The 22,588-nt window shown below is 43.4% G+C and carries 38 protein-coding genes; 1 reads left to right on the forward strand and 37 read right to left on the reverse strand.

The window, feature by feature from the left end; translation table 11 throughout:
- Nucleotides 1-391 precede the first annotated feature (391 nt).
- Complete coding sequence (locus ABD734_RS03645) at nucleotides 392-1,441, reverse strand: 2,3-butanediol dehydrogenase (protein WP_076572473.1); 1,050 nt, start codon at nucleotides 1,439-1,441, stop codon at nucleotides 392-394.
- Between the two features lie 558 nt (nucleotides 1,442-1,999).
- On the opposite strand from ABD734_RS03645, the gene ABD734_RS03650 reads away from it, so the two are divergent.
- Entirely contained in the window at nucleotides 2,000-2,203 is a 204-nt protein-coding gene (locus ABD734_RS03650) for a hypothetical protein (RefSeq protein WP_085520978.1), read from the forward strand.
- Nucleotides 2,204-2,569: 366 nt separating this feature from the next.
- Here ABD734_RS03650 and rpsI read toward each other — a convergent pair whose 3' ends face one another.
- The 36 genes from rpsI to ABD734_RS03830 form a co-directional block, all read right to left on the reverse strand.
- On the reverse strand, nucleotides 2,570-2,962 hold the full coding sequence (gene rpsI, locus ABD734_RS03655; RefSeq protein WP_344701532.1) for a 30S ribosomal protein S9: 393 nt from the start codon (nucleotides 2,960-2,962) through the stop codon (nucleotides 2,570-2,572).
- Between the two features lie 18 nt (nucleotides 2,963-2,980).
- Entirely contained in the window at nucleotides 2,981-3,418 is a 438-nt protein-coding gene (rplM, locus tag ABD734_RS03660) for a 50S ribosomal protein L13 (protein WP_344701534.1), read from the reverse strand.
- A 170-nt stretch (nucleotides 3,419-3,588) separates the two neighbouring features.
- The gene (gene truA / locus ABD734_RS03665) at nucleotides 3,589-4,368 is read right to left on the reverse strand and encodes a tRNA pseudouridine(38-40) synthase TruA (protein ID WP_344701536.1); all 780 of its coding nucleotides are present in this window, start codon (nucleotides 4,366-4,368) and stop codon (nucleotides 3,589-3,591) included.
- Nucleotides 4,369-4,378: 10 nt separating this feature from the next.
- Nucleotides 4,379-5,176 (reverse strand): energy-coupling factor transporter transmembrane component T family protein, encoded by a 798-nt coding sequence (locus ABD734_RS03670; RefSeq protein WP_344701538.1) that lies wholly within the window; start codon nucleotides 5,174-5,176, stop codon nucleotides 4,379-4,381.
- Nucleotides 5,166-6,029, reverse strand: coding sequence for an energy-coupling factor transporter ATPase (locus tag ABD734_RS03675; RefSeq protein WP_344701540.1), 864 nt, complete (start codon nucleotides 6,027-6,029; stop codon nucleotides 5,166-5,168). The genes ABD734_RS03670 and ABD734_RS03675 overlap by 11 nt, the downstream gene beginning before the upstream one ends.
- Nucleotides 6,026-6,814: an energy-coupling factor transporter ATPase gene (locus ABD734_RS03680; protein ID WP_344701542.1), complete on the reverse strand. Its 789-nt coding sequence runs from the start codon at nucleotides 6,812-6,814 to the stop codon at nucleotides 6,026-6,028. Before ABD734_RS03680 ends, ABD734_RS03675 begins: the two co-directional genes overlap by 4 nt.
- A gap of 144 nt (nucleotides 6,815-6,958) precedes the next feature.
- A complete protein-coding gene (gene rplQ, locus ABD734_RS03685) occupies nucleotides 6,959-7,354 on the reverse strand; it encodes a 50S ribosomal protein L17 (protein ID WP_344701545.1) in 396 nt (131 codons plus the stop codon).
- Between the two features lie 29 nt (nucleotides 7,355-7,383).
- Nucleotides 7,384-8,328 (reverse strand): DNA-directed RNA polymerase subunit alpha, encoded by a 945-nt coding sequence (locus ABD734_RS03690; RefSeq protein WP_344701547.1) that lies wholly within the window; start codon nucleotides 8,326-8,328, stop codon nucleotides 7,384-7,386.
- Between the two features lie 87 nt (nucleotides 8,329-8,415).
- Nucleotides 8,416-8,805 (reverse strand): 30S ribosomal protein S11, encoded by a 390-nt coding sequence (gene rpsK / locus ABD734_RS03695; protein WP_344701549.1) that lies wholly within the window; start codon nucleotides 8,803-8,805, stop codon nucleotides 8,416-8,418.
- 22 nt (nucleotides 8,806-8,827) lie between these two features.
- Nucleotides 8,828-9,193 carry a 30S ribosomal protein S13 gene (rpsM, locus tag ABD734_RS03700; RefSeq protein WP_344701551.1) on the reverse strand — a complete coding sequence of 122 codons (366 nt, stop codon included), beginning with the start codon at nucleotides 9,191-9,193 and terminating at the stop codon, nucleotides 8,828-8,830.
- Nucleotides 9,194-9,217: 24 nt separating this feature from the next.
- Nucleotides 9,218-9,331, reverse strand: a complete 114-nt coding sequence (gene rpmJ / locus ABD734_RS03705) for a 50S ribosomal protein L36 (protein ID WP_017473641.1) — start codon at nucleotides 9,329-9,331, stop codon at nucleotides 9,218-9,220.
- Between the two features lie 30 nt (nucleotides 9,332-9,361).
- On the reverse strand, nucleotides 9,362-9,580 hold the full coding sequence (gene infA, locus ABD734_RS03710; protein ID WP_017547668.1) for a translation initiation factor IF-1: 219 nt from the start codon (nucleotides 9,578-9,580) through the stop codon (nucleotides 9,362-9,364).
- A 151-nt stretch (nucleotides 9,581-9,731) separates the two neighbouring features.
- Entirely contained in the window at nucleotides 9,732-10,379 is a 648-nt protein-coding gene (locus tag ABD734_RS03715) for an adenylate kinase (protein ID WP_344701554.1), read from the reverse strand.
- A gap of 11 nt (nucleotides 10,380-10,390) precedes the next feature.
- Complete coding sequence (gene secY / locus ABD734_RS03720) at nucleotides 10,391-11,689, reverse strand: preprotein translocase subunit SecY (protein WP_344701556.1); 1,299 nt, start codon at nucleotides 11,687-11,689, stop codon at nucleotides 10,391-10,393.
- The gene (gene rplO / locus ABD734_RS03725; protein ID WP_344701558.1) at nucleotides 11,689-12,129 is read right to left on the reverse strand and encodes a 50S ribosomal protein L15; all 441 of its coding nucleotides are present in this window, start codon (nucleotides 12,127-12,129) and stop codon (nucleotides 11,689-11,691) included. The genes secY and rplO overlap by 1 nt, the downstream gene beginning before the upstream one ends.
- Before the next feature lie 24 nt (nucleotides 12,130-12,153).
- Nucleotides 12,154-12,333 (reverse strand): 50S ribosomal protein L30, encoded by a 180-nt coding sequence (rpmD, locus tag ABD734_RS03730; protein ID WP_344701560.1) that lies wholly within the window; start codon nucleotides 12,331-12,333, stop codon nucleotides 12,154-12,156.
- A gap of 16 nt (nucleotides 12,334-12,349) precedes the next feature.
- Nucleotides 12,350-12,850: a 30S ribosomal protein S5 gene (rpsE, locus tag ABD734_RS03735; RefSeq protein WP_344701562.1), complete on the reverse strand. Its 501-nt coding sequence runs from the start codon at nucleotides 12,848-12,850 to the stop codon at nucleotides 12,350-12,352.
- A 21-nt stretch (nucleotides 12,851-12,871) separates the two neighbouring features.
- Nucleotides 12,872-13,234 carry a 50S ribosomal protein L18 gene (gene rplR / locus ABD734_RS03740; protein ID WP_344701564.1) on the reverse strand — a complete coding sequence of 121 codons (363 nt, stop codon included), beginning with the start codon at nucleotides 13,232-13,234 and terminating at the stop codon, nucleotides 12,872-12,874.
- A gap of 21 nt (nucleotides 13,235-13,255) precedes the next feature.
- Nucleotides 13,256-13,792 (reverse strand): 50S ribosomal protein L6, encoded by a 537-nt coding sequence (gene rplF, locus ABD734_RS03745; protein ID WP_344701565.1) that lies wholly within the window; start codon nucleotides 13,790-13,792, stop codon nucleotides 13,256-13,258.
- A 24-nt stretch (nucleotides 13,793-13,816) separates the two neighbouring features.
- A complete protein-coding gene (rpsH, locus tag ABD734_RS03750; protein WP_344701567.1) occupies nucleotides 13,817-14,215 on the reverse strand; it encodes a 30S ribosomal protein S8 in 399 nt (132 codons plus the stop codon).
- A gap of 30 nt (nucleotides 14,216-14,245) precedes the next feature.
- Nucleotides 14,246-14,431 (reverse strand): type Z 30S ribosomal protein S14, encoded by a 186-nt coding sequence (locus ABD734_RS03755; RefSeq protein WP_344701569.1) that lies wholly within the window; start codon nucleotides 14,429-14,431, stop codon nucleotides 14,246-14,248.
- A 19-nt stretch (nucleotides 14,432-14,450) separates the two neighbouring features.
- A complete protein-coding gene (rplE, locus tag ABD734_RS03760) occupies nucleotides 14,451-14,990 on the reverse strand; it encodes a 50S ribosomal protein L5 (protein ID WP_344701571.1) in 540 nt (179 codons plus the stop codon).
- 23 nt (nucleotides 14,991-15,013) lie between these two features.
- The gene (gene rplX, locus ABD734_RS03765; RefSeq protein ID WP_344701573.1) at nucleotides 15,014-15,349 is read right to left on the reverse strand and encodes a 50S ribosomal protein L24; all 336 of its coding nucleotides are present in this window, start codon (nucleotides 15,347-15,349) and stop codon (nucleotides 15,014-15,016) included.
- A 31-nt stretch (nucleotides 15,350-15,380) separates the two neighbouring features.
- On the reverse strand, nucleotides 15,381-15,749 hold the full coding sequence (gene rplN, locus ABD734_RS03770; protein WP_344701575.1) for a 50S ribosomal protein L14: 369 nt from the start codon (nucleotides 15,747-15,749) through the stop codon (nucleotides 15,381-15,383).
- A gap of 29 nt (nucleotides 15,750-15,778) precedes the next feature.
- Entirely contained in the window at nucleotides 15,779-16,042 is a 264-nt protein-coding gene (gene rpsQ, locus ABD734_RS03775; RefSeq protein WP_344701577.1) for a 30S ribosomal protein S17, read from the reverse strand.
- Nucleotides 16,043-16,063: 21 nt separating this feature from the next.
- Nucleotides 16,064-16,273 (reverse strand): 50S ribosomal protein L29, encoded by a 210-nt coding sequence (gene rpmC / locus ABD734_RS03780; RefSeq protein WP_344701579.1) that lies wholly within the window; start codon nucleotides 16,271-16,273, stop codon nucleotides 16,064-16,066.
- Nucleotides 16,263-16,697 (reverse strand): 50S ribosomal protein L16, encoded by a 435-nt coding sequence (gene rplP / locus ABD734_RS03785; RefSeq protein WP_344701581.1) that lies wholly within the window; start codon nucleotides 16,695-16,697, stop codon nucleotides 16,263-16,265. The genes rpmC and rplP overlap by 11 nt, the downstream gene beginning before the upstream one ends.
- A 15-nt stretch (nucleotides 16,698-16,712) precedes the next feature.
- Nucleotides 16,713-17,357: a 30S ribosomal protein S3 gene (gene rpsC, locus ABD734_RS03790; RefSeq protein ID WP_344701583.1), complete on the reverse strand. Its 645-nt coding sequence runs from the start codon at nucleotides 17,355-17,357 to the stop codon at nucleotides 16,713-16,715.
- 21 nt (nucleotides 17,358-17,378) lie between these two features.
- On the reverse strand, nucleotides 17,379-17,765 hold the full coding sequence (gene rplV / locus ABD734_RS03795) for a 50S ribosomal protein L22 (protein WP_344701585.1): 387 nt from the start codon (nucleotides 17,763-17,765) through the stop codon (nucleotides 17,379-17,381).
- 33 nt (nucleotides 17,766-17,798) lie between these two features.
- Nucleotides 17,799-18,077 (reverse strand): 30S ribosomal protein S19, encoded by a 279-nt coding sequence (rpsS, locus tag ABD734_RS03800; RefSeq protein WP_344701587.1) that lies wholly within the window; start codon nucleotides 18,075-18,077, stop codon nucleotides 17,799-17,801.
- A 58-nt stretch (nucleotides 18,078-18,135) separates the two neighbouring features.
- Nucleotides 18,136-18,969, reverse strand: coding sequence for a 50S ribosomal protein L2 (gene rplB / locus ABD734_RS03805; protein ID WP_344701589.1), 834 nt, complete (start codon nucleotides 18,967-18,969; stop codon nucleotides 18,136-18,138).
- A 30-nt stretch (nucleotides 18,970-18,999) separates the two neighbouring features.
- Nucleotides 19,000-19,272, reverse strand: coding sequence for a 50S ribosomal protein L23 (gene rplW / locus ABD734_RS03810; RefSeq protein ID WP_344701591.1), 273 nt, complete (start codon nucleotides 19,270-19,272; stop codon nucleotides 19,000-19,002).
- Nucleotides 19,272-19,895, reverse strand: coding sequence for a 50S ribosomal protein L4 (gene rplD / locus ABD734_RS03815; RefSeq protein WP_344701593.1), 624 nt, complete (start codon nucleotides 19,893-19,895; stop codon nucleotides 19,272-19,274). Before rplD ends, rplW begins: the two co-directional genes overlap by 1 nt.
- A gap of 30 nt (nucleotides 19,896-19,925) precedes the next feature.
- Nucleotides 19,926-20,588, reverse strand: coding sequence for a 50S ribosomal protein L3 (gene rplC / locus ABD734_RS03820; RefSeq protein WP_344701595.1), 663 nt, complete (start codon nucleotides 20,586-20,588; stop codon nucleotides 19,926-19,928).
- Nucleotides 20,589-20,613: 25 nt separating this feature from the next.
- Nucleotides 20,614-20,922, reverse strand: a complete 309-nt coding sequence (rpsJ, locus tag ABD734_RS03825) for a 30S ribosomal protein S10 (protein ID WP_344701597.1) — start codon at nucleotides 20,920-20,922, stop codon at nucleotides 20,614-20,616.
- 312 nt (nucleotides 20,923-21,234) lie between these two features.
- A complete protein-coding gene (locus ABD734_RS03830) occupies nucleotides 21,235-22,569 on the reverse strand; it encodes an NCS2 family permease (RefSeq protein WP_344701599.1) in 1,335 nt (444 codons plus the stop codon).
- Nucleotides 22,570-22,588: the final 19 nt, after the last annotated feature.

A 22,588-nucleotide genomic window follows, 5' to 3' on the forward strand; every position in this document is an offset into this window, starting at 1 on the left:
CTCCTTCGCGTACGTCTTTTCTCATGAATATCCTCCTTCGATGTCATAAGAAAAGCATACAAAAAAATGTAGGTAAACCAACAATTTTCAATTGCCGATTTCCTACATTTTAATACTGCCATTTACAATTGTTCAAAATGGATTCTCTCTTTGTGAAATGATATACATTTTTTATAAAAAGGTTTGACCATTTTCCTCCTTTTGGTGTTAAACAAACGCGCCCGTTAATGGAATTATCCACTTCTACTATTAGCTGGTATTGCAGAATATCGTCAATATTCTTCTTAAAGAAGAGTTCAATATCACTTCGCTAATTTATCTACCTGGACCTAGCTGACAGTCATAACAAAACCCCAAGTAACAGCTGCTACTCAGGGTTAAATAATACATTTTATTTCTCACCACTTAATTCCACTAATATTTTTGCTTGTGATTTATCGTTTGTCAATGCTTCGAATCCATTTTCAACAATATCATCCAATTGAATTTGGTCTGTAATAATTCCCTGTGGTTTTAATTGTCCTGTTCCCATTAAATCTACAGTTTGTTGGAATGTAGTAGGTGTATATGCGATTGTTGATGTAACTTTTACACCTGTATTTGTAAGCTGTATTGGATTCCATTCAATCTCCCTAGCAAATATAGAAACAATAACCATTGTTCCACGTGCCCTTGTTGCATCAATTGCTTGTTTAAATGTTGGTGCTACTCCGGCAACTTCAAAGGAAACATCTACTCCATCTGGAACAATTTCCTTGATTGCTGTAACAGCATCTTGTTCGCTAGAGTTAACGACATGGGTTGCTCCTAATTCTTTTGCTTTTTCAATTCTAGTTTCCGACAAATCTAAAGCAATAATCTTGCTGGCACCAGCAGCTTTAGCTGCAATAATTGTCACTAAACCAATTGGACCTGCACCAAATACAGCTACCGTATCACCAAACTGCAGTTTCCCTTCTTTTACAGCTTGTACGGCAACCGCAGTTGGTTCTACTAAAGCTCCATCCTGTAGTGTTAAAGATTCTGGAAGTAGATAAACGTTATCTTCTGGTACATTTGCATATTTAGTAAAACCACCGTCACCGTGAAGGCCGATAAAGCTGAAACCATCATAAGGATCAAGGTCTTCCGACTTATTTCCATAAGTGATTGTTGGATTAATTACTACTCTATCGCCAACTTTATATTTTGTCACCTTTGGACCTACTTCTTCAATAACACCCGCAAATTCATGCCCCATGGTTAGCGGAGCGATTTCTCCAGTTAACGGATCCTCTTTTTCATTTGGTACAAACACCGGTCCCTCTTCATACTCATGTAAATCACTGCCACAAATACCTGCCCAAGCTACCCTTACTTTAACATCGGTATCTTTCGTTTGTTTTAGTTCTATTTCCTCTACCCGTAAGTCTTTTTTTCCATACCAGACTGCAGCTTTCATTGGATATTACCTCCTGCTTAATTAGTAGAAAATAGTTATAAGAATACTATATTGAAGGAATAATCAATATTAATTCCTATGATTTTATTATACTATTGATTTTTCCAACTTTCTATTAAATAGACTTTAATTTCTAACCAAATACACATATCTCATTAACAGTTTTGCGATTGTTTATTTTAATTCGGTTGCATGGTTTATTCTCGGGTCTTTGTTCATATAATTTTACCATTCCTCGATATTTACCTTTTTACTTATCCAGTTTATTCAGTGAACTTTTATTTAACCGTACAAATATTCATAAGAAGAATTCCCCCTCATCTGAATCTCTTTTTATTTTCATCGTATATGGATTATTTTATTCAATAAAATGACCCTTATATATGATGCTCACGCTAATCCTTATTCAAGAATGGCGCCCGTTTGTTTAAGTATATTTGTTCACAAACTTAAAGGTTTTAAGACCTGCCTCTTTTCTTTCTCTCAGTTATTTTTTAGAGTATAAGTTTAAATGCCTTTACAAATAATACCCCTATAACAAATTAGGGGGTTAATAAAATGGCAGAAGCACCCACAAGTAATAATGCTATGAGCACAAGTAATAATGGAATGAGTACATCTAATAAGATAAACCTTTCAGGTCTTGGTATTGGAGCAATTGTACTAACCACTGTTTATACGGCGGTTTTGGCTTCGCAGTTAATGGCTACCAAGCATAAAGTCAATTACCTTTATTACAAAGAATTAACACAAAATAAATAGCGAATTATAGACGGTGCTTTTTTCACCGTCTTTTATTTAAATAAAACAGAATCTGAACTAACCTGCCCGTTACTTTAAGTACATTTCTTCACAATCACCATTTATCCTAACATAAAAAATCCATTTGCTTTACGAGCGTTGCTAAACAAACTGGCTCCGTTTGTTGCACTATCCCAATCCATCTTATCAATGTAATTGTATCAAACCTAATTTCAAAACCACAGTTTCTTTTTCTCTAAATTATTTGTCTGCTACTTGTATGTTACGTGTATGCTACGTGTGAATTTCCCCCTGTTTTTAAAGCACCGCATATACAGTAAAATCCCCCAACCATAGGTGGTTGAGGGATTTGCAAGTGTTGATTTATTAACGTTTTGAGAACTGTGGTGAGCGACGGGCTTTCTTGAAGCCGTATTTGTAACGCTCTTTCATACGTGGGTCACGTGTAAGGAGACCTGCCCTCTTAAGTGGACCGCGGTTTTCCGGGTCTGCTTCTAGAAGTGCTCTGGCGATACCGTGACGGATTGCCTGTGCTTGTCCTGTGAAGCCGCCACCTTTAACGTTTACCAATACATCGTAGTTACCTTGTGTTTCAGTAACCGCGAATGGCTGGTTCAAGTCCAAGATGAGACTTTCGAACGGGAGATAATCCCTCATGTCACGACCGTTAACTGTGACATTGCCTTCACCTGGTACGAGACGTACACGCGCTACTGCATTTTTACGACGACCTGTTCCTGTATATTCTACTTTAGCCAATGAATTAACCTCCTATCCTTAACCGCGAAGTTCGTAGTTTTCTGGTTTTTGTGCTTCATGCTTGTGCTCGCTTCCAGCGTATACATGAAGTTTCTTGCCTTGTGCACGTCCAAGTCTGTTCTTAGGCAGCATACCTTTGATGGAATTTTCCAAAAGGCGTACCGGGTTCTTTTCCCTAAGTTCTCCTGCAGAGATGGATCTGATTCCACCTGGGTGACCTGTGTGTCTGTAGTACATTTTATCCTGGGCTTTATTACCCGTCATTTCGATTTTTTCTGCATTGATGATGATGACGTTGTCACCTGTATCAACGTGTGGTGTATATGTGGCTTTGTTCTTGCCGCGTAGTATTGCTGCCACTTCAGAAGAGAGACGGCCGAGCGTCTGTCCTTCTGCATCGACAACATACCATTTACGTTCAATGTTAGCTTCATTAGCCATGAATGTTTGACGCATTTCCAGTCCTCCTAAATATATCAGTAGTGCGCGTTATTTGCTCTTAAAATTTTAAAAAAGCTTCGTTTGCTTTATATCTGCATGCACAATAAGTTTCCGGGGCTTATCGTGGGTGATATAAAATTATACCGTTGTCTATGATAACCCTAATAGCTCATTTTGTCAATGTATCACCGGGGTATTTTTAAATTTTCCAATGCTTCATTACGTGTTTTTTCATCTAAAAATACCCTTTCCAGATACAATCCTTCTGCTGGAGCAGTCTTCGGCACCAGCGTGCGGTCTTTTGCCGCAATTATGGCTGGAGTTTTTTCAGCTTCCCATCTCCCCTGGCCGACTTCAAGCACATAGGCGACAAGGATGCGAACCATGTTATAGAGGAATCCGGAGCCGATTATAAGAAAATCGTAGCCATTATCGGTCTTTATCAATTCAAAACCGTAGATATGTCTGACTTTGTTTTCTATGGGTGACTTGGCGCTTGAGAAGCTTGTGAAATCATGTGTACCGACGAAATGCGACATCGCTTGTCTCATCTTACTTTCCGACACCGCATAAGGATAATACGTCTTCAATCCTTTTTCGAAAGGGTCACGTACTGCACCCTGGTAGATGCGGTAGCGATAAATCTTGCCGTGTGAGTGGTATCTTACATGATAAGCGGAATTGATCCCTTGCACTTCGTGAATCGCAATATCATCAGGCATGGCGCTATTCAATGCATGCTGCCACTTTGTTTCAGGGATTTTCAGATCTGAGTCGAAGTGGAAGAACTGTTCTCGTGCATGTACACCGCTATCTGTACGGCCGGCTGCATGAATCCTGACAGGCTTTTTATGCATGCGTCCAAGAATCTTCTCCACTTCTCCTTGTACCGTACGTCCTTCCAACTGGTATTGGAAACCATTGAACTGTGAGCCATTATAACTGATTTTTACCAAATATCGCATTCTTTACTCCTTACTGTCTGACCAGCCATAGTACGATGCCGAACAGAACGATGCATATGAGTGCTGCTGTGTCTTTGAACTGCCAATCGAGGATACGGTAGTGGGTGCGTCCTTCTTCCCCCTGGTACCCCCTTACTTCCATCGCTATGGCCATCTCTTCTGCACGTTTGAAGGCAGAGATGAACAAGGGTATGAAAATCGGGAGCAGAGCTTCTAGTCTTGACCTCAGCCCGCCTGTCATAAATGTAGACCCCCGGGCACTCTGGGCTTTGATTATCTTCTCCGTTTCATCCATTAGTGTCGGAATGAATCGGAGGCTGATTGACATCATCAATGCAATTTCATGTACAGGCACCCTAATCTTTTTTAAGGGCTTGCACAACCGCTCTATAGCATCTGTAAGCTCCAAAGGACGTGTGGTGAGGGTCAGTATCGTCGTGATCAGCACAAGAAGTGCTAGACGGATGGTGATATATATACCTCTGATGACGCCTTCTGACTCTACTGTAAAGAAGCCGCCATCTATCAGTACCACACCGCCTTTAGTCAGGAAAAGGTGCATCGAGAAGGTAAATAGAAGTATCAGGAATATGAGTTTCAATCCGTTGAAGAGAAAGCGGAAAGAAAGCCCGGCAAGTTTGGTTGTGAACGCTACAAAAGTGATTAGCAATGCATAGCCTGTCCAATGGTTGGCGAAGAACACAATGATCATGAACAGTACTACTGCCAATATTTTTGCCCGGGGGTCCATTTTGTGTATCATACTGGAGCCAGGGATATATCTTCCCAGCAGCATTTTACTCAGCATCCGCACTCCTCCGTTCTTTGTAGAGTGCAATGAATTCTTCTATATTACGTGGAATACTTCTGAAAGCACGACCCTTCCTTTCCAGATCTTTCATCAGTCTGACAATATCAGGTGGTTCAAGTGCATTATTCTCAAGCATCCTAGGGTCCATCAGCAGATCCTCTGTGCGTCCCTCGCGGACAAGGTTGCCACCGCTTAACAATTTAACTTGGTCGGTATACTCGAAGACGTCATTCATATCATGTGTGACGAGAATGATGGTAATACCCATATCCCTATGGATCTGCTGAAAAAGGCGCATCGTCTCACTATGGCTCTTTGGATCGAGCCCCGCCGTCGGCTCATCCAGGATAAGGATTTCAGGCTCCATTGCCAGTATACCGGCTATCGCGACCTTCCTCATCTGACCGCCGGAGAGTTCAAAAGGCGACTCCTTAAAAAGTGAATTGTCTACGTTCATCAATTCCAAATAATATTGCGCCTTTGATCTTGCATCTTCTTCGTCCAGCCCCATATTCTTAGGCCCGAACATCACGTCTTTCAAAACAGTCTCTTCAAACAGCTGGTGTTCGGGAAACTGGAAGACCATCCCTACGTGTTTTTTTACTTCATGCACATATTTATATTTCGTTTTTTTCCTTAACGCAAGGTCACCTGCATATACCGTGCCGCTACTCGGCAACAACAGACCGTTTAAAGTTTGGATAAGGGTCGACTTGCCACTCCCGGTATGCCCAACAACTCCATAATATATGCCTTCTTCAAATGTCGTTGTAATATTGTTCAACGCCAAATGTTCAAACGGAGTATTCTGATGGTAGACGACTGTCAAATCTTCTATATGAAGCTTCATAGGCGTGCCACCAACTCTTCATATGACATGAATGAGCCATCCAAAAGAGCATGGGATAACTTCATATTAAAAGGGAGTTCAAGTCGACTTGCCACCAATGTATCAATGTCTCGATATATTTCTTCTACGGTCCCCTCACTGACTACTTTGCCGTCACCCATAACTATGGCATGATCACTGTGCTCGATTTCTGCCAGATCATGAGTGATGAAGATAAGGGTCGTCTGGCGCTCCTCATGGATAGTCCTCAAGATCTTCATCACTTCCCGGCGCCCTTCAGGGTCGATCATCGAAGTTGCTTCATCCAGGATAAGGACATCCGGGGCCATGGCAAGCGCACTTGCTATGGCGACCCGCTGTTTTTGGCCCCCTGATAGACGACTGGGTTCATGGTTCCTGAAATCAAGCATATTGACTGCTTTCAAAGCTGCCTCAGTCCGGGTGATCATTTCTTCACGCGGCACCCCATCATTCTCGAGACCAAAGGCCACATCGTCCTCAACGGTCGCCCCCACAAATTGGTTGTCTGGGTTTTGAAAGACTATGGCAAAACGCTTACGGAGTACCGATGCATTCGTATCGTCAAGCACTGTGCCGTCAACTGTAATGGTCCCCTCATATTCATTTATAATGCCCATGAGGATTTTAACGAGCGTGCTCTTCCCTGAACCGTTGTGCCCTATGACGGATACCCAATCTCCTTGACGAAAGGATATGGAGACATAATCCAATGCCTTATGTTCACTTGTCTTGTAGCCGTAAGCTACATTTTCCAGCCTGATCATATCTCCACCGCCATATTTATGTAATAAAAAAGCGCGTACCCTGCATAGGAGTCGCGCATATCTTGTGTATTGCCTGCAGGGTACGTTGAGCTAGACAATATGATGCAAATCACATTATCGTAACACTCATTCTGCTTTTATAGTTTATGCTTCTTCAGCTTCAACCGCGCCTTGTACGAACTCGATAACTACCAGTTCTGCACCGTCACCACGACGTTCACCAAGTTTCTTGATGCTTGTGTATCCGCCTTGACGGTCTTCAAAACGTGGTGCGATATCTTCAAAAAGTTTTTGAAGCGCATGCTGGCTTGTGCCATCTTCTTTTGCAATCTCTACATTACGCACTGTTTGGCCTGCACGGCGTTTTGCCGCCAAGTCCCCACGTTTACCGAGAGTAACAAGTTTGTCCACGATTCTGCGGAGTTCTTTGGCTCTCTGCTCAGTAGTAGTGATGCGCTCGTTGACGATAAGAGATGTCGCCAAGTCACGAAGCATTGCTTTTCTCTGGTCAGACGTACGTCCTAATTTTCTGTAGCCCATTGAAATTTACCTCCTTTATCAGTCTTTTATCAGTCTTCGTCGCGGAGCCCTAAACCGAGATCCTCGAGTTTGAACTTGACTTCTTCAAGAGACTTTCGTCCCAAGTTTCTTACTTTCATCATATCAGCTTCACTCTTGTCGGTCAGTTCTTGGACAGAGTTGATGCCTGCACGTTTCAAACAGTTGTAGGAACGTACTGACAGATCCAGTTCTTCAATTGACATTTCCAGAACTTTCTCTTTCTGATCTTCTTCTTTTTCAATCATGATTTCTGCATTCTGAGCTTCATCAGTAAGTCCGACGAAGATGTTCAGATGTTCCGTCATGATTTTAGCTGCAAGGGACACAGCCTCCTGAGGTGTTATTGATCCATCAGTCCAGATATCGAGAGTCAGTTTGTCGAAGTTCGTCATTTGGCCTACGCGTGTATTTTCAACAGTGTAGTTGACACGTTCGACAGGTGTATAGATTGAGTCGATAGGGATGACGCCGATGGACATTTCGCTCTTGTTATTGACTTCAGCAAGAGTATAGCCTCTTCCACGATTCGCTATCATGCGGATCTTCAACTGGCCTCCGTTTGAGACTGTCGCGATTTTCATATCGCGGTTCAAAATCTCAACGTCACTATCATGTGTGATGTCACCTGCTGTAACAATGCCTTCACCACTAAAATCAATCTCAAGTGTTTTTTCTTCATCAGAATAGATTTTAAGTGCAAGCTTCTTGATGTTTGTGACGATGGTTGTAACATCTTCTACGACGTTATCTACAGTCGAGAATTCATGCAGCACATTTTCGATTTCTATCGTTTTGACTGCCGCACCAGGTAATGAAGATAACAGAATGCGACGTAAGGAGTTTCCAAGTGTTGTCCCATAGCCTCTTTCCAGAGGTTCGACAACAAACTTACCAAACTTAGAATCATCCGACATTTCAACTGTTTCAATTCTAGGTTTTTCGATTTCTATCATTTGTCTACTTATCCTCCCTTTAAACGTCGAAAATATTATGCAGCCACGTATATTACATTACACTCGGATTTTTCCTGTGACCAGTAATTATACACGGCGACGTTTAGGTGGACGGCAGCCATTGTGTGGTACAGGAGTGACATCTCTGATTGCTGTGATTTCAAGCCCTGCTGATTGCAGTGCACGGATTGCAGATTCACGGCCTGCACCAGGACCTTTTACTGTAACTTCAACAGTTTTGAGGCCATGCTCCATAGCAGCTTTAGAAGCTGTTTCAGAAGCCATTTGTGCAGCAAATGGTGTAGATTTCTTGGATCCTTTGAAGCCAAGTGCACCAGCTGAAGACCATGACAGTGCGTTACCGAAATCATCAGTAATCGTCACAATCGTATTGTTGAATGTTGAACGGATATGCGCTACGCCTGATTCAATATTCTTTTTCACTCTACGTTTACGTGTTTGTTGTCTACGAGCCATTTTTTCTCCTCCTTTTCCCTAATTATTTCTTCTTGTTAGCTACTGTTTTAACTGGACCTTTACGTGTACGGGCATTGTTTTTTGTATGCTGTCCGCGCACTGGCAGTCCGCGACGGTGTCTGATTCCCCTGTATGAGGCAATTTCCATCAAACGTTTTATGTTGAGGCTTTGCTCACGGCGAAGGTCACCTTCAATTTTGTACGTGTCGATGACTTCACGGACTTTATTCAGTTCGTCATCAGTCAAATCCCTTACACGCGTGTCTTCGGACACACCTGCTTTACCAAGGATTTCCTGCGCTGTTGATTTACCGATACCGTAAATATAAGTGAGTGAGATTACGATGCGTTTTTCACGCGGTACGTCTACTCCTGCAATACGAGCCATATGTTACACCTCCGTTATTATATATTAGCCTTGCTTCTGTTTATGCTTAGGGTTCTCACAGATTACCATAACTTTGCCATTTCTGCGAATGACTTTGCATTTCTCACAGATAGGTTTGACTGATGGTCTTACTTTCATGTGTTTTACCTCCTTAGAATGTGGAGTCCATTATTTAAAACGATAAGTGATCCTGCCACGTGTCAAGTCGTACGGTGACATTTCTACTGTTACTTTATCGCCAGGAAGGATACGTATATAGTTCATGCGGATTTTGCCGGAAACATGTGCGAGAATCTCATGCCCATTTTCCAGTTCCACTTTGAACATGGCGTTCGGCAGTGTATCCAACACTGTTCCTTCCAGTTCGATAACATCTTGTTTACTCATTGCAAATTCCCCCTTTACAGCTTCCTAAACTCTTTTAGAAATTCACTTCAGGTGAAGATTGATCTACACTTAACGCCAAAATATGAACTAGGATATTTTCCGTTATCATACAAGTAATATTCACCCAAAGCGTCTGTAGAGGTGAATATCCCTATATACTCTGCAGAATCTCATCGACATCATCAAAGACTTCATCGATATCTTGTGATCCATCCACTTTAACAAGAACACCTTGATTTTCATAGAAATCAAGCATCGGTGTTGTTTGGTTGATGTTCACTTCCAGACGATTCGCAACTGTTTCAGGATTATCGTCTTCTCTCTGATACAACTTACCACCGTCAAGATCGCATACGCCTTCTTGCTTAGGTGGATTGAACACCAGGTGATAAGTCGTGCCGCAAATCTCGCAGATGCGGCGCCCAGTCAAACGATTCATCAATTCTTCTTCGGTCACTTCCACAAAAATCGTCCTATCGATCTTTGTTCCAAGCTCCTCCATGATGCTGTTCAACGCTTCAGCCTGTTCAACGGTACGGGGGAAGCCATCCAGTAGGAAACCTTCCTTCGCATCGCTTTGGGCCAGACGTTCTTTTACAATGCCTATTGTAACTTCATCAGGCACCAGTTCACCCGCATCCATAAATGACTTTGCTTTTTTACCGAGTTCTGTTCCATTTTTGATAGCAAGACGGAACATATCCCCAGTCGAGATGTGAGGGATCGGGTATTTTTTTATAATTTTGGAAGCCTGAGTGCCTTTTCCGGCACCAGGTAATCCCATCAAAATGATATTCATACGATTTCCTCCTACCTGCGCTTTCTGAAGCCACGATATTCTCTTTGGTTCGCCTGTGCTTCCAGTTGCTTCATAGTCTCAAGTGCCACACCAATCACGATCAGCAAGCTCGTTCCGCCAATCTGGATTGCCTGAGGCAGGTCCATGAATTTGGTGATGAGCAGTGGAAGGATCGAAATTCCTGCAAGGAAGAGAGAACCTACGAATACGAGCCTGTAAAGAACCGAAGTGATGTACTCCTGAGTGTTTTTACCTGGGCGTATACCTGGGACATAGCTCCCTTGCTTCTTGAGATTATCGGCCATTTTTTCAGGGTTGACCTGAACGAATGAATAGAAGTAAGTGAATGCGATAATCAGTGCGACATAGAATATCATGCCTATCCAATCAGTGGGATCGGCGAGTCTTGCCACAGTCTGTGCCCAACCTGCATCAGGGAAGAACAGTGTCAAAGTCTGTGGCATCATGAAGAACGCCATAGCAAAGATAACTGGTATAACCCCTGCAGGGTTGACTTTGAGCGGCAGGAACGTTGATTGCGGCCCAAGTTGGGTCGAAGTCCTCTGACGCTTGGCATATTGTACTGGGATTTTACGCACAGCCTGCAGTATAAAGACTGCGAATGCTGTAATAAGAACCAACAGTATGAACAGACCGACCATCTGTAGTACAGCCACTGTGGTGTCATCTGCACCTACAAACTTCTGTTGGTACAGCTGTATGATTGAACTTGGCAGTATTCCGAGAATACCTGCAAATATGATGATTGAGATGCCATTGCCGACCCCATGGGTCGTAATCTGTTCCCCTAACCACATGAGGAACGCAGTTCCCGTAGTAAGGACGAGCGCAATCAGAAGATACGATGCAACGTTGTTGTTATCAAGAAGCATACCTTCAAACATCCGATTAAAGGCAAAGGACATTCCCAGTGATTGAATGAACGCAAGTATTATTGTGAAATAACGAGTAAACTGACTCAGTTTACGTCTTCCTACTTCACCTTGACTGGCCCACTCGGCAAATTTTGGGACTACATCCATCTGTAGAAGCTGGACGACGATCGATGCCGTAATATAAGGCATGATCCCCATTGCCAAGATCGAGAAGTTCATAAGCGCGCCCCCACCGAAGGTGTTCATTAGATCAAGCACGCCCTGTTGTCCTGCTCCGGCATCAAATACACTCGGATCCACACCTGGAACCGGTATATAAGTGCCGATTTTGAAGATTACGAGCATTGCCAAAGTAAAGAGGATCTTACTTCGGATTTCTTTAATCCTAAAGAAATTGGAGATCGTGCTGATCATTAGATCACCTCGTAGCTTCCGCCCTGTTCCTCTATTGCTTTAGCAGCTGAACCAGAAAACTTATGAGCTTTAATTGTTAACTTTTTCTCAAGAGTGCCATTGCCAAGCACTTTGATACCAGATTTAGCATCCTTAACAATACCATTTTCTTTCAGCATTTCAGGTGTTACTTCAGTACCATCATCAAAGCGATTCAAGTCGCTCAAATTAAGCACTGCATATTCCTTACGGTTGATATTCGTAAATCCACGTTTAGGTATACGACGGAAAAGTGGTAGCTGTCCACCTTCAAACGTCGGATTCACTCCACCGCCTGAACGGGAGTTCTGACCATCATGACCACGTCCAGCTGTTTGTCCATTACCTGAAGACATACCGCGACCGACGCGATGACGACTTTTGCGTGCGCCTTCAACCGGCTTCATTTCATGTAGTTTCATCTCCGCACCTCCTATATAATATAATTATTTCTCTTCAACTGAGACCAAATGATTAACCTTTGCGACTTGGCCCCTGAGTTGAGGTGTATCTTCCAACTCGACGGAATGATGCAGCTTTTTAAGTCCTAGTGAAGCAACTGTCTGCCTTTGTGTTTCAGTCTTTCCGATCAAGCTTTTTTTGAGGGTGATTTTAATTTTTGCCATGTCTGTAAATCCCTCCTTAATTTTGTAACTCTTCTACAGATTTACCACGCAATTTAGCAACTTCTTCTGCACTCTTAAGTTCAGAAAGCCCAGTCATAGTCGCGCGGACGACGTTAATTGGAGTATTCGCACCAAGCGATTTACTTAGTATATCAGTTACACCTGCAAGTTCCAATACGGCACGAACCGGACCACCGGCGATAACTCCTGTACCTGGCGCAGCTGGCTTCATCAATACATTACCTGAACTGAACCTGCCGATCACTTCATGAGGCAACGTACCATCTACGAGTGGTACTTCGATGAGATCTTTCTTCGCTGCTTCGATCGCTTTTTTGATAGCTTCAGGCACCTCTTGTGCTTTGCCTGTACCAAAGCCAACACGTCCCTTTTTGTCCCCTACAACAACAAGTGCAGAGAAACGGAAACGACGTCCACCTTTTACGACTTTAGCGATACGGTTGATTGTAACAACACGTTCTTCGAACTCTTGTACTTTTTCTTCTCTACGAGCCATAAGTGTGATTCCCTCCTTCGATTAGAATTGTAGACCATTTTCGCGGGCTGCTTCTGCTAGTGCTTGCACACGTCCGTGATACAGATAGCCTCCACGGTCAAATACTACGCTTTTAATATCTTTGTCTTTAGCACGGTTCGCAATCAATGCGCCCACTTCTGCTGCGGCATCCTTGTTGGATCCAACTTCACCTTTGAAATCTGGATCTTGTGTGGAAGCACTTGCAAGAGTAGTCTGCTGATTGTCGTCAATCAACTGAGCATAGATATGCTTGTTTGAGCGGTAGACGTTCAGACGCGGTCTTTCCGCAGTGCCGGAAAGTCTGCTACGCACGCGTTCGTGTCTTTTTTGACGGACTTTATTTTTATCGATCCTTGCGATCATTAATGTTCACTCCCCACTTAATTATTTACCAGTTTTTCCTTCTTTTTGACGAACCAGTTCGCCTTTATAACGGATACCTTTGCCTTTATACGGCTCCGGTGGACGTACAGCACGGATTTTAGAAGCAAGTGCCCCAACAGATTCTTTGTTGATGCCTTCAACTTTAACATTCGTGTTGCCTTCCACTATAATGGTAAGGTCCTCAGAAGGTTCGAATTCAACCGGGTGAGAAAGCCCAACACTCAGTACGAGTTTGCTACCTTGCATCTGCGCACGGTAACCAACACCTACAAGTTCGAGTTCCTTAGCAAATCCTTGCGATACGCCAACAATCATATTGTTGATAAGCGCACGCGTTGTACCATGATTCGTACGGTTTTCTTTAGAATCATTTGGTCTGACGACCTGAAGTGTATTATCTTCAAGTTCATAAGTCATTTTTTCATTGAAAGTATTGACAAGTTCCCCTTTAGGGCCCTTTACACTGACTGTATTGTCATTGATTTCGACTGTTACGTCGCTAGGAATTTCAATAATACGTTTACCTACACGGCTCATTTCTTTGCACCTCCTGTTAATTCATTACCAAACGTATGCGAGTACTTCCCCGCCGATATTTCTTTTGCGTGCTTCTTTATCAGTAAGTACGCCTTCTGAAGTAGAGATAAGCGCGATTCCAAGTCCATTAAGAACTTTCGGAAGCTCTTCTCTTCTTGCATATACTCTGAGTCCTGGTTTGGAAATACGTTTCAAACCAGTGATGACTTTTTCATTTTTGCTGCCGTACTTGAGGAATACACGGATGACGCCTTGTTTGTCATCTTCAATGTATTCAACATTTTTAACAAAACCTTCTGTTTTCAGAATCTCTGCAATTTCCTTTTTGATGTTGGATGCAGGGATTTCTAGTGAATCGTGTCTCACCATGTTCGCATTTCTGATGCGAGTTAGCATGTCTGCAATTGGATCTGAGAGTGTCATTACTAGTTGCCTCCTTTCAATTTATAACGCTTACCAACTTGCTTTTTTAACGCCAGGGATCTGACCTTTGTAAGCAAGTTCACGGAAACATATACGGCAGAGCTTGAACTTGCGGTAGACTGAGTGTGGACGTCCGCAACGCTCGCAGCGTGTATATTCGCGTACTTTAAATTTCTGTTCTTTTTTCTGTTTAGCTATCATTGATTTTTTAGCCACAATTTTGCCTCCTTATAGCTTACTTTTGAAATGGCATTCCGAACTGAGTGAGCAGCTCACGGGCTTCTTCGTCTGTGTTCGCTGTCGTAACAACAACAATATCCATACCTCTTACTTTGGAGACTTTGTCATAGTCGATTTCAGGGAAGATCAACTGTTCTTTTATACCGAGCGTATAGTTGCCACGGCCATCGAATGCTTTCTTGGAAATACCTCTGAAGTCCCTGACACGTGGTAGAGATACTGAAATCAGCTTGTCCAGGAAGTCGTACATCCTTTCGCCACGGAGAGTGACTTTGGCACCGATAGGCATACCTTCACGAAGCCTAAATGTTGCGATGGATTTTTTAGCTTTTGTAATTACTGGCTTCTGTCCTGTAATCGCCGTCAATTCTTCTACTGCCGTATCGAGTACTTTAGCGTTTTGAACAGCATCACCAACTCCCATGTTGACTACGATCTTTTCAATTCTCGGAGCTTGCATAACAGATGTGTAGTTGAATTTATTCACTAGTTCGTTTTTGATTTGATCATTGTATCTTTCTTTAAGGCGTATCATTAATATGGACCTCCTTCCACTACTTAGTTATTTTTTTCGTATGCTACTTTAGGGATTTCTTTACCTGATTTGATTGCTACTCTGACTTTAGAACCGTCCTCTTTTACTTCTTGACGGACACGAGTGCGTTCTCCTGATTCAGGGTCAACGTGCATGACGTTGGAAACATGGATGGCCGCCTCAGTTTCAAGGATGCCGCCTTCAGGGTTCATTTGGGAAGGCTTCTGATGTTTCTTCATCATATTGACACCTTCGACGATTACACGGTTTTTTGCAGGGATCGCTTTTAGGACCGTGCCTTCTTTACCTTTATCTTTACCGCTGATTACAACGACTTTATCTCCAGATCTTACGTGCATGGGGATCGCACCTCCTTAATTTAAATGTAGATTAAAGTACTTCTGGTGCCAGTGAGATTATCTTCATGAAGTTGCCTTCACGCAGTTCACGAGCAACGGGACCGAAGATACGCGTACCTCTTGGACCTTTATCATCACGGATGATTACGCATGCGTTCTCATCAAATTTGATATAGGAACCATCTTCACGACGTACACCGGATTTGGTTCTAACGATTACAGCCCTTACTACTTCACCTTTTTTAACAACGCCACCAGGTGTTGCATTTTTTACAGTTGCAACGATGACATCGCCAATGTTTGCTGTCTTACGGCCTGTTCCACCTAAGACTTTGATAGTCAGCACTTCACGTGCGCCTGAGTTATCTGCCACTTTCAAGCGGGATTCCTGTTGGATCATGCGAATAGACCTCCTTTATCTTCGATTGTTTAGACGATAACTGCTTCTTCTACGATTTCCACTAGACGGAAACGCTTAGTCGCAGACAATGGGCGAGTTTCTTCGATTCTTACGATATCGCCAGTCTTAGCAGTATTATTTTCATCATGAGCTTTATGTTTTTTGGAATATTTGACACGTTTACCAATGATCGGGTGTCTTTTCTGAGTTTCTACGACTACAGTGATGGTCTTATCCATTTTGTCGGATACGACGCGGCCCTGGTAAACTTTACGTTCTGTTTTACTTTCCACTATGTGAGCCTCCCTCTATTATTATTGGTTCGCTTTAGCTTCGCTGAGCTCTCTCTCGCGGATAGTTGTTTTCATTCTTGCGATAGCTTTTCTAACCTCTTTGATACGAGCAGTGTTCTCTAGCTGACCAGTAGCTAGTTGAAAGCGTAGGTTGAAGAGTTCTTCCTTAAGGTCTTTGACGTTATTTTCAATTTCTGAAGTTGTCAGTTCGCGGATTTCATTAGCTTTCATTCGTATCACCACCTAATTCTTCACGTTTAACGATTTTAGTCTTTACAGGAAGTTTGTGGCTTGCAAGGCGAAGTGCTTCTCTCGCTACTTCTTCTGGCACACCTGAAACTTCAAACATTACACGGCCAGGTTTAACGACTGCCATCCATCCTTCGACAGCACCTTTACCTGAACCCATACGTACTTCCAATGGCTTCTTTGTATATGGTGTATGCGGGAAAATATTGATCCATACTTTACCGCCACGTTTCATATAGCGTGTCATGGCGATACGGGAAGCTTCAATCTGTCTGGAAGTTACCCATGCTGTTGTTGTTGCCTGTAGGCCATATTCACCAAAACTTACTTCTGTTCCGCCTTTAGCACGTCCTTTTGTGTCCGGACGATGTTGACGACGGTATTTCACTTTTTTAGGTAATAGCATTGTTATTTTCCTCCCTTACTTTTTGTCATTCTTGACAGGAAGAACTTCTCCACGGTAGATCCATACTTTAACACCGAGTTTACCGTATGTTGTATCAGCCTCTTCATGTGCATAATCTATATCTGCACGGAGAGTGTGAAGTGGAACTGTTCCTTCGCTGTAGCCTTCCGAACGTGCAATATCAGCGCCACCAAGACGCCCTGAAACTTGCGTTTTAATACCTTTAGCTCCAGCTCTTATCGCTCTTTGAAGCACTTGTTTTTGTGCTCTACGGAAAGATACACGGTTTTCAAGCTGACGTGCGATGTTTTCTGCAACAAGTTTTGCATCCATATCAATTTTCTTGATTTCTACAACATTGATGTGGATTTTCTTGCCTGTGAGGTTTGTCAACGCTGTACGGAGCTTATCTATTTCACTACCGCCTTTACCGATGACCATACCTGGCTTGCCGGTATGCAGTGCGATGTTCACACGGTTAGCCGCTCGTTCGATTTCCACTTTGGAAATGGCTGCGTCTTTAAGGTTTTTTTCGATATATTCACGAATTTTAAGATCTTCATGCAAAAGGTCTGCGAAATCTTTCTCTGCGTACCACTTCGCTTCCCAATCACGGATGACTCCTGTACGAAGTCCAATAGGATTTATCTTCTGACCCAAATTAATTCCCTCCTTGTGGTTTTATGCGTTTTCTTCTGTTTCAGCTTCTTCAGTCGTTTCCTGTACTGCTTCTTCTGCAACTTCTGAAACAACTATAGTGATGTGGCTCGTGTGCTTGTTGATTTTAGTCGCACGGCCTTGTGCACGTGGACGGAATCGTTTCAATGTCGGCCCCTCATCGGCATAAGCTTCTGAGATGAACAGATTTTCGACGTCCATGTCATAGTTGTGCTCAGCATTGGCTACAGCTGAATGAACCAGTTTTTCAACTACCGGCGATGTTCTTTTGTTTGTGAGTTTAAGAATTGCGATGGCTTCTCCAACTTCCTTGCCGCGAATCAGGTCTAGGACCATTCTCGCCTTACGAGGAGCAATTCTTATAGTTTTAGCAACTGCTTTCGCTTGCATCTTTCGTTCCTCCTTTATTCCGTCTTATCACTTTTATCTTCTTGTTTTCTTATCGTCAGTTCCATGGCCTTTGAAAGTTCTTGTTGGAGCGAATTCTCCAAGTTTGTGACCGACCATATCCTCTGTGACATAAACCGGTACATGCTTACGGCCGTCGTATACAGCAATAGTATGTCCGATGAAGTTAGGGAATACCGTGGAACGGCGTGACCAAGTTTTAATTACGCTTTTTTTGTTGCTTTCGTTGAGTGTTTCCACCTTTTTCATGAGGTGATCATCAACAAAAGGTCCTTTTTTAAGACTACGTGCCATTTTGGCGCCTCCTTCCAATAATGCGTGCGGATATTTTATCCGCACACTATGGTTTCATTTATTTCTTCTTGCGTCCTCTTACGATTAGCTTGTCAGAACGGTTTTTACCTCTACGCGTCTTCTTGCCGAGGGTAGGTTTACCCCAAGGAGACATAGGTGACGGCATACCGATTGGGGCACGTCCTTCACCACCACCGTGTGGGTGATCGTTAGGGTTCATAACAGAACCACGAACTGTAGGGCGTTTCTTCTTCCATCTGGAACGACCTGCTTTACCGATATTGATCAATTCGTGCTGCTCGTTTCCGACAGCACCGATTGTTGCACGGCAAGTTGAAAGAATCATACGTACTTCACCAGAACGCAGTTTAACCAGTACATACTTACCTTCTTTACCAAGTACTTGAGCTCTTGCGCCTGCAGATCTGACCAACTGGCCGCCTCTGCCTGGTTTGAGTTCAATGTTATGGATTGTAGTACCAACTGGGATGTCTGTAAGCGCCATTGCGTTGCCTACTTTGATGTCGGCTTCTGGTCCGCTCATTACTTCTTGGCCAACTTGCACACCTTTAGGGGCCAGGATATAGCTTTTCACGCCATCAGCATAGATGACAAGCGCTATGTTGGCTGAACGGTTCGGGTCATACTCTATTTGAGTGATGCGGGCAGGTACGCCATCTTTGATGCGTTTGAAGTCGATCACTCTATATTGACGCTTGTGTCCGCCACCTCTGTGACGTACTGTGATCTTACCTTGGTTATTACGTCCCGCTTTTTTCGGAAGCGGCTGTAACAATGACCGTTCCGGTGTCGTTGATGTGATTTCTGCGAAGTCGGAACCAGTCATATTACGACGAGCATTAGTGGTCGGCTTATATTTTTTAATCGCCATCTCGTTTTACCTCCTTATTGGTAACAGCTCTTAGAATATATCAATAGAGCCTTCTTTTAGTGTTACGATCGCTTTTCTTCTTTTCTTAGTATAGCCACTGTAACGCCCCATGCGTTTCTTCTTCGGCTTATAGTTCATTATGTTGACTTTACTGACTTTTACATCAAAAATGTTTTCTACTGCATGTTTAACTTGTGTCTTGTTAGCTTTCACATCTACATCAAAAGTGTATTTGTCAAATGACATCAAGTCAGCAGAACGCTCAGTGATGACCGGGCGTTTAATGATATCGCGTGCATCCATTACAGAAGCACCTCCTCTGCTTTTTTGATAGCACCTTCTGTGAAGATGACACGATCTGCAGAAAGAATGTCAAGTACATTGAGTTCTTCCGGTGTCAACAGTGTGACGCCTTGCAGATTGCGGGTTGAAAGTTCGATGTTGGCATCTTCTGCTTCAAGAACGAGAAGTGCTTTCCTATCCGCTTTAAGATTGCCGAGGATTGCAAGGAAATCTTTTGTTTTAGGTGTATCAATAGTCAAATTATCGACTACTGTGACTGCCTCTTCATTCGCTTTTGCCGAGAGGGCAGAGCGCAATGCAAGACGACGCATCTTCTTCGGTATTTTGTAGGAATAGCTTCTTGGCGTCGGTCCGAAGACGACTCCGCCTCCACGATAGTGCGGCGCACGTATCGTACCTTGCCTGGCGTTACCAGTACCTTTTTGCCTGAATGGTTTCTTGCCGCCACCACGTACTGCTGCACGGTTCTTGACGGAATGCGTGCCACGTCTCAATGATGCACGTTGCAGGTTTACAGCTTCAAACAGCACATGCTGGTTCGGTTCTATGCCGAAGATGTCCTGGTTGAGTTCTATAGAGTTAACTTTCGTTCCTTCTTTAGTCAATACATCTATGTTTGCCATGTGTTAAATCCTCCCTTCCTGAATTACTATTTATTTAACACCTTTTTTGATTGCTGTTACGACTTTTACATAGCCTTTACGTGGACCAGGTACATTACCTTTTATCAATAGAACATTACGTTCTGCGTCCACTTTCACGATTTCAAGATTCTGTAGGGTGACAGTTTCGCCGCCCATGCGTCCAGGCAATTCTTTACCTTTAAATACGCGGGATGGGTCAGAGGCTTGTCCCATTGAACCAGAGCTTCTGTGGAAACGGGAACCGTGTGACATTGGTCCGCGGCTTTGGTTATGGCGTTTGATTGAGCCTTGGAAACCTTTACCTTTGGATGTTGCTGTCACGTCCACTACGTCTCCTGCTTCAAATGTATCTACAGTGACTTCTTGACCTACTTCGAATTCATCTGCTGCGAGATTTTTGAATTCGCGTACGAAGCGCTTAGGAGCTTTGCCGGATGCTTTAGCATGGCCGGTTTCTGCTTTGTTTGCATATTTTTTAGTTCTTGCACCTTCAAAATATTCACGCTTGTCGTCAAAACCGATTTGTACAGAGTTGTACCCATCAGTTTCTTCTGTTTTCTTCTGCAGTACTACGTTTCCTGCTGCTTCAACTACTGTTACAGGGATCAACTCTCCGTTTTCTCCGAAAACTTGAGTCATTCCCACTTTTTTACCTAAGATTCCTTTGGTCATCGAAAGTCGCACCTCCTACTATAATTTATAATTTAATTTCGATGTCTACACCTGATGGCAGATTCAGTCCCATGAGGGCATCTACTGTTTTTGGTGTAGGGTTGACGATGTCTATAAGACGCTTATGTGTACGCTGCTCGAATTGCTCACGGGAATCCTTGTACTTGTGCACCGCACGGATAACCGTGTAAACAGCCTTTTCTGTAGGGAGTGGGATAGGACCCGATACGTCCGCACCAGAACGTTTTGCTGTTTCTACAATCTTCTCTGCTGACTGATCCAATACTCTGTGATCGTAAGCTTTCAAACGAATACGAATTTTTTGCTTTGCCATTATTTAACCTCCTTTTGGTCGTCATCATTGTGTGATAGACTTCTCCACGAAAATTCTCTTACACGCAGCCATGGCAATGCGGCCTGGCGTGTCAGTAACCTCTCGCTTCATCGATTCAAAAAACGCGCGCCTACCATAATTGTGGCGTTTGTCTTTCAGCATGGGTTAATGTCACCCATTTCAGTCCAACGCTAGATATATTACACGAAAAAAGTGAAAAAATCAAGGGATAACTCGAGATTCTTCCACTTTTTTTACTTGATTATGATCAAGATGTATAATATTACATCATTATCCCATGGTTTTCAATGCCTATTCCGTCATGAATATGAAGTATAGAATGAACACCACAAACAAACCATACATTATAGGATGAATTTCTTTTCTTCGTCCCGCCATAATCATCGTGATCGGGTAGAATACAAAGCCGATTGCGATACCTGTTGCAATACTATAGGTCAATGGCATCATGAACATAGTCAGGAAAGCAGGTACCGCGACTTCAAACTGATCCCATCTCACCTTCGACAGGTTGGAGACCATGAGTGCTCCTACGATTATCAGGGCAGGAGCTGTCACTTCTGAAGTGAATGTCACTATAAGGGGCGATAGGAAAATCGCAGATAAGAAAAGAAAACCAGTTACGACACTCGCAAAGCCTGTTCTTGCACCTGCTGCCACCCCAGCTGTCGACTCGACGTATGAAGTCGTAGTAGAAGTACCGAAGATGGCACCTGCTATTGTAGCAATCGAATCGGAAAGCAGTGCACGTCCTCCACGCGGCAATTTATTGTCCTTGATCATATTCGCTTGACTTGCTACACCTACCAACGTGCCTGCCGTATCAAAAAAGTCTACAAATAGGAATGTCAGAACCACAATCAGAAACTGTACATTGAAAATATCCGCCGGGTTCGAAAATGCTTCAAATGCCGCACCGAATGTCGGGGCCATACTTGGCACAGGTCCAAAGAAACTTTCAGGTCTCGGTACAAGCCCAAGGACCAGTCCTGCCACGGCAGTCAGTATCATGCCGAAGAATATTGCACCCGGTACGCGTTTTGCCATGAGCACTGCTGTAAGTAGGAGGCCTCCTACCGCCAAAAGTACTTTAGGGTCATGCAATGCACCCAATCCTACAAGTGTCGCTTCATTCATTACTATAATACCCGCACCTTGAAGTCCCACAAAGGTAATGAAGAAGCCTATGCCTGCACTGACCGCCATCTTCATCTCCATAGGGATTGAGTTGATGACATATTCCCTCAGTCCGCTGATCGTCAGCAGGGCAAAAATCATACCTGAGAACAGGACACCTGTCAGTGCGGTCTGCCATGGTATCCCCATCGTCAAAACAACCGTAAATGCGAAGAATGCATTAAGCCCCATGCCGGGTGCTAATGCAATCGGATACCTTGCATATAATCCCATGATGAGACAGCCTATGAAAGCTGCAAGTGCAGTGGCCACAAATACTGCATTCATGTCCATGCCCATGGAATCAGGTATCCCCTCTATCCCCTGAAGTGACAATACAGATGGGTTGACGGCTAGTATGTATGCCATCGAAAGGAATGTGGTCAATCCTCCGATGATTTCGCTGCGGTAAGTCGTACCATGCCCTTCAAAGTCAAAAAACTTTTTCATAATCTACTCCATTCATTTG

Source organism: Salinicoccus jeotgali, assembly GCF_039538805.1.
In the GTDB taxonomy this organism is placed as follows: domain Bacteria; phylum Bacillota; class Bacilli; order Staphylococcales; family Salinicoccaceae; genus Salinicoccus; species Salinicoccus jeotgali.